Below are 430 nucleotides of genomic sequence, written 5' to 3' on the forward strand. Positions count from 1 at the left end.
CGTTTAAAGTTTGAAGCCCTCGACGATGTGCTCGGCCAGGCACTCGGTGATCGGCGACGGGTTGTTCAGATTGCGGATCAGCATGATGCTCGCCTCGGGCAACAGCGGCAGGTCTTCGGCGGCGCCAAGGATGCGCATGTCCGGGGTGATCAGGCTTTCCAGCTGCGCGGTGATTGCCAGCCCCGCACTGACCACGGCCATCAGCGCCGACAGGCTGCTGCTGTTGTAGGCGATGCGGTAATCGCGGCCCATCGCGTCCAGCGCATTGCACGGCCACAGGCGGCAGAAACAATCACTGTTGAACATCGCCAGGGGCAGCGGCGTCTGTTCGTGAGCGCTGAAGTTCTGCGCTTCGGCCCAGACAAAGCGCTCCTTGCGCAGCAACTGGCCGATCTCGTTGCCCGGCTCACGGGTGACGATCGACAAGTCC

1 protein-coding gene is annotated in these 430 nt (G+C 63.0%); it reads right to left on the reverse strand.

Annotation, left to right across the window (positions count from 1 at the left end):
* Positions 1-3: 3 nt before the first annotated feature.
* The coding region (locus J5M71_RS28850) for a LysR substrate-binding domain-containing protein (RefSeq protein WP_243434407.1) at positions 4-430 on the reverse strand (427 nt) is incomplete at its 5' end.

This window comes from Pseudomonas sp. 43(2021), from assembly GCF_017490805.1.
GTDB lineage: Bacteria > Pseudomonadota > Gammaproteobacteria > Pseudomonadales > Pseudomonadaceae > Aquipseudomonas.